Annotated in this window: 5 protein-coding genes; 2 read left to right on the forward strand and 3 right to left on the reverse strand. The window is 72.2% G+C overall.

Annotated features, from left to right (window positions below; genetic code table 11):
* The 3 genes from ABZ646_RS40330 to ABZ646_RS40340 form a co-directional block, all read right to left on the reverse strand.
* Positions 1–713: cyclase (locus ABZ646_RS40330; protein WP_360530860.1), on the reverse strand; the 713-nt coding region annotated here is incomplete at its 3' end.
* Positions 714–730: 17 nt separating this feature from the next.
* Entirely contained in the window at positions 731–2173 is a 1443-nt protein-coding gene (locus ABZ646_RS40335) for a family 2B encapsulin nanocompartment shell protein (protein ID WP_360530863.1), read from the reverse strand.
* A 228-nt stretch (positions 2174–2401) separates the two neighbouring features.
* Positions 2402–3409, reverse strand: a complete 1008-nt coding sequence (locus ABZ646_RS40340) for a zinc-binding alcohol dehydrogenase family protein (RefSeq protein ID WP_360530872.1) — start codon at positions 3407–3409, stop codon at positions 2402–2404.
* Positions 3410–3630: 221 nt separating this feature from the next.
* On the opposite strand from ABZ646_RS40340, the gene ABZ646_RS40345 reads away from it, so the two are divergent.
* Entirely contained in the window at positions 3631–4425 is a 795-nt protein-coding gene (locus ABZ646_RS40345; RefSeq protein ID WP_360530866.1) for a VOC family protein, read from the forward strand.
* A 47-nt stretch (positions 4426–4472) separates the two neighbouring features.
* Positions 4473–4701: RNase H family protein (locus tag ABZ646_RS40350; RefSeq protein WP_360530869.1), on the forward strand; the 229-nt coding region annotated here is incomplete at its 3' end.

The following is a 4701-nucleotide window of genomic DNA, read 5'->3' on the forward strand; positions in this document are numbered from 1 at the left end:
GCGTAGAGCTGCTCGGGCAGTTCGTAGCCGTCCACCGCGTCGACGATCGACAGACAGGGGCGGAAGTTGTTGAACTGCCGCATCACCAGGTACTCCCAGACCCGCGGCATGTACCCGGTCTCCATCCACGCGGCCTCACCGAGGTACCCGAGGTGCAGCCGGGCGATGTCGTGGACGAACCGGTCGGTCTGGCTCGGGGTGGCGAAGGCGGCGAAGTCCGTGAGGGCGAAGTGGTAGGAACGCAGCGGGCCGTCGGCCGCGATGCCCGCGCGCCACTCCTCCTCCAGCTCCGGGATGCCGTGGTAGGGGTCGAGCGCCGACTGGGCGATGATCAGCGGACCGCCGAGCCCGCGCCTGGATCCGCCGCGCCCTTCGTCCTCCTCGCAGTAGCAGGAGTCCACGATGTTCTCGGCGAGCAGCAGCTTGCCGGCGGCGGTGAGCCGGTCCAGGTCGAGACCGCCCGGATGCTGGAGTACGACGGCCCGGCCGAACTGGAAACCGGAGAAGTCCCCCTTCCAGGCCTCGGGGAACAGATCGAGCTCCCGGGCCCAGGCCTCCAGGCGCCGGTCCAGCTCGGCGGCCTTCTCCGGGTCGGCGGGCGCGGCGGGCCGGTAGTGGAGTCCGGGGACCGCCCCGGTGCGTCTGCCCGGGCGCAGGCTCTGCGCGAGGTTCGGCGGGCCGGGCAGGACGTAGGACGTGGTGGCTGTGCTCATGGCTGTGCTCCGGGCCGTCAGTCGGCGGTGCGGCCGAGCTGGACGTTCTCCAGGACCCCGGCCGCGTCGGGGACGAGGATGGCCATCGAGTAGTAGGCGGTGACCAGGTAGTTGACGACGGCCTGCTCGTTGATGCCCATGAAGCGGACGTTCAGGCCGGGCTGGAACTCCTCGGGGATACCGGTCTGGTAGAGGCCGATGACCCCCTGGTCGGCCTCGCCGGTGCGCAGCGCGATGATGCTGCTGGTGTGGTCGTCACTGATCGGGATCTTGCTGCACGGGTAGATCGGGACCCCGCGCCAGGCCGGGATCTCGTGCCCGTCGATGTTCACGCTGGGCGGTACCAGGCCGCGCCGGTTGCACTGCCGGAAGAAGGCGGCGATCGCCTTCGGATGCGCCAGGATCACCTTGGTCTTGCGGCGCATGGAGATCAGCTCGTCCATGTCGTCCGGGGTCGGCGGGCCGGTGAAGGAGCTGATCCGCTGCCCGTAGTCGATGTTGTGCAGCAGCCCGAACTCACGGTTGTTGACCAGCTCCCACTCCTGGCGCTCGCGAATCTCCTCGACCGTGAGGCGCAGCTGCTGCTGGGTCTGGTCCATCGGGTGGTTGTAGAGGTCGGAGACCCGGGAGTGCACCCGCAGCACGGTCTGGGTCAGCGACAGTTCGTACTCGCGCGGCGCCAGGTCGTAGTCCACGAAGCCGCCGCGGAGGGTCTCCTCGCCGACGTGGCCGGCCTGGACCGGTACCTCGGCCTCGCCCTTGCGGTTCATCGGCAGCCGCTGCCGGTCGACGAACGCCTGGAGGTGAGCGCCCAGCGACGGCTCCCGGTCCATGATCTCCTCGGCGACCGCCCAGGGCAGCGCCAGCACCACCCCCGCGGTCTCCGCGCGGACCGAGGTGAGCCAGAGCGGGTCGGTCTGGCCGACCGCCTCGTCGCCCATCTGGTCGCCGTCGGTGACCACGCCGACGACCTCCTCGTCGCCGTACTTGCCGGCCGCGTACCGGGTGAACCGCCCGTGCACCACCAGGTAGGTCTCGGTGACCGGTTGCCCGGCCTCGAACAGCAGCTGGCCCGCGCGCACTTCGCGGGGCTGGAAGCGGGCGGCGAGCTCGGCCAGCACGTCGGGGTTGTCGTAGCCCCGCAGGATGGGCAGTTCGGTGAGGGTCCCCGGGATGACCCGGATGTCGTCCCCGCCGTTCTGCTCGAAGCTCACCCGGCCGCGCCCGGTGCGCAGCTGCAGGCGCCGGTTCACCCGGTAGGTGCCACCCTTGACGTCCACCCACGGCAGTGTCTTCAGCAGCCACCGCGAGGTGATGGCCTGCATCTGCGGCTCTGACTTGGTGGTCGTGGCGAGCTGGCGTGCCGCCCGGGTGCTCAGACTGGTGAGCTGCCCGTCGGTGGTCGGATCCGGCTCGGGCTCGTCGACGGCGGAACCGATGACGCTGTCCGGTGTGGACACATTCCCTCCAGCAGGGAGCTGAACGACGGTGACCCGAAGGGTCGGTGGTGTGCGAGGTGGTGATGCGCACGGACCAGCCAAACAGTCGTGGTGATCTACGGGTACGGCGTGAAGGGGGCGGCTGCGGGCTGTGGTTGCGCAAACCTGGTGGTCGGGGCGGAAAAGGTTGCGTCCGCCGATCACGCGCCGGTGGCCCGCTCTCATGCCCTGGCCGGGCGGGGGTTGGACTCAGGGCAGGTCGTCCACCAGCACCGCGGCTCCGTCGAAGCGCCCGGCCTTCAGGTCCCGCAGCGCCCGTGGAGCCTCGGACAGCGGGTAGGTGTGCGTGGTCGCGCGGATCCGGTGCCGTTCGGCGAGGGCCAGGAACTCCCGGCCGTCGGCACGGGTGTTGGAGGTGACGCTGCGCAGCTCCCGCTCGTAGAACAGCTCGCGCTCGTAGTTCAGCGGCGGCACGTCACTGAGGTGGATGCCCGCGACCGCGAGCACCCCGCCCCGGTCCAGGGCACGCAGCGCGACCGGCACCAGATCGCCGACCGGGGCGAACAGGACGGCGCTGTCCAGCGGCTCGGGCGGCGGCTCGTGGAGGTCCCGTGCCGAGGCCGCGCCCAGCGCCAGGGCCAGCCGCCGGGCCTCGGCGCCCCGGGTGACCACATGCACCCGCGCGCCCTGGGCCACCGCCAGCTGCGCGCACAGATGGGCGCTGCCGCCGAAGCCGTAGAGGCCGAGCCGGCCGCCCGGAGGGAGCGCGGCCCGGCGCAGCGCGCGGTAGCCGATGATCCCGGCGCACAGCAGCGGCGCGAGCGTCACGTCGTCCAGGGTCCCGGACAGCCGGTACGCGAACTCCGCCGGTACCGTCGTGTACTGCGCGTACCCGCCGTCGGCGTCCCAGCCCGTGTACCGCGAGCGCGGGCACAGGTTCTCTGCGCCCCGCAGGCAGTACGCGCACTCCCCGTCCGTGCGCCGCAGCCAGGCCACCCCGACCCGGTCCCCGACGGTGAAGTCCGCCGCCCCCGAGCCCAGGCCGGCCACCTCGCCGACCACCTCGTGCCCCGGCGTCACCCCGGGCCTGCGCACCGGCAGATCACCCTCCGTGACGTGCAGGTCGGTGCGGCACACCCCGCAGGCCCGCACCCGGACCAGCAGCTCGTCCGCCCCGGGCACCGGCACCGGCCGTTCGACGAGCCGCAGCGGATCCGCCTCGACCGGCCCCGGCCGCGCCACCGACCACGCCCGCATCATGTCCGTCATGCCGCACCCCGTCCGCCGAAGGCCGCCGCCCTTCCCGCGCCGGCCGTCTTCCTCGGTGCCGACCGCCCTTCCCGTGGCCGCCGTCTTCCTCCGCGCCCGCCGTCCCCCCCCAGTGTCCGCCGGAGGCCGTCGTTCGGCGCGCGGGCGGACCGCCGGGTGGCTAGCGTGAGGGGTCGGGAGAATCCGGCGCGATCGGAAGGGCCGCGGCCATGGCGGTACGAGCTGAAGGCACCCCCTGCTGGGCCGACGCGATGTTCAGCGACCTGGAGGGGGCCAAGGGTTTCTACGGCGCGGTCCTCGGCTGGACGTTCGGCGAGTCGTCGCCGGAGTACGGCGGTTACACCCAGGCCTACGCGGACGGCAAGGCCGTCGCCGCCGTCGTACCGCCCATGCCCGGTCAGGAGGGGCAGCCCCAGTGGTGCCTGTACTTCGCCTCGCCGGACGCCGCGGCCGTCGCCGCGCGGATCCGGGAGCACGGCGGCGAGGTGCTGATGGAGCCGATGCGGGTCGGCGAGGCGGGCACGATGTGCCTGGCCCGGGAACCCGGCGGCGCGGTGTTCGGCATCTGGCAGGGCGGTGCCCACGAGGGCTTCGAGGCCACGGCCGTGCCCGGCGCCTACTGCTGGGCGGAGGTCTTCACCCGTGAGCCGGAGAGGACCGACCCCTTCCTCACCGCCGTCTTCCCCTATACGGCCCGGCGGATCGAGGACGACAAGGTCGACTTCCGGATGTTCGACGTGGACGGGAACACCGTCCTCGGCCGGATGCGGATGGGCGACGAGTTCCCGCCCGAGGTGCCGTCGTACGTGAACGTGTACTTCACCGTCGCCGACTGCGACGAGGCCGTCGCCAGGGCCACCGAACTCGGCGGGGTGCTCCGCTTCGGTCCGCTGAGCATGCCCTTCGGCCGGTTCGCGGCGCTCAGCGATCCGCAGGGCGCCGGCTTCTCGGTGATCGACATCAACACCACCGAGGGCGAGCTGCCGTCGGTCAAGGACGTCTGAGCAGCGCGGACACCGGGCCACGGCCGGGCGGTCCGGCAGGCCGTGGCATGATCGGGGCCATGCGTGAACGAGTGGTGGCCGCGTGCGACGGGGCTTCTAAGGGAAACCCAGGACCGGCCGGCTGGGCCTGGGTGGTGTCCGACGACGCGGCGACCCCGGCCCGCTGGGAGGCAGGACCGCTCGGCAGGGCCACCAACAACGTCGCCGAACTGACCGCCCTGGAACGGCTGCTCGCGGCCATCGACCCAAACGTGCCGCTGGAAGTCCTGCCAGAGC

Origin of the sequence: Streptomyces sp. NPDC007162, from assembly GCF_040634175.1 — a bacterium.
Taxonomy (GTDB): Bacteria; Actinomycetota; Actinomycetes; order Streptomycetales; family Streptomycetaceae; genus Streptomyces.

Bases quoted from the DNA above. Each gene is read 5' to 3' on its own strand.
- ABZ646_RS40340 (WP_360530872.1), bottom strand. From the start codon at position 3,409: ATGCGGGCGTGGTCGGTGGCGCGGCCGGGGCCGGTCGAGGCGGATCCG.
- ABZ646_RS40345 (WP_360530866.1), top strand. From the start codon at position 3,631: ATGGCGGTACGAGCTGAAGGCACCCCCTGCTGGGCCGACGCGATGTTC.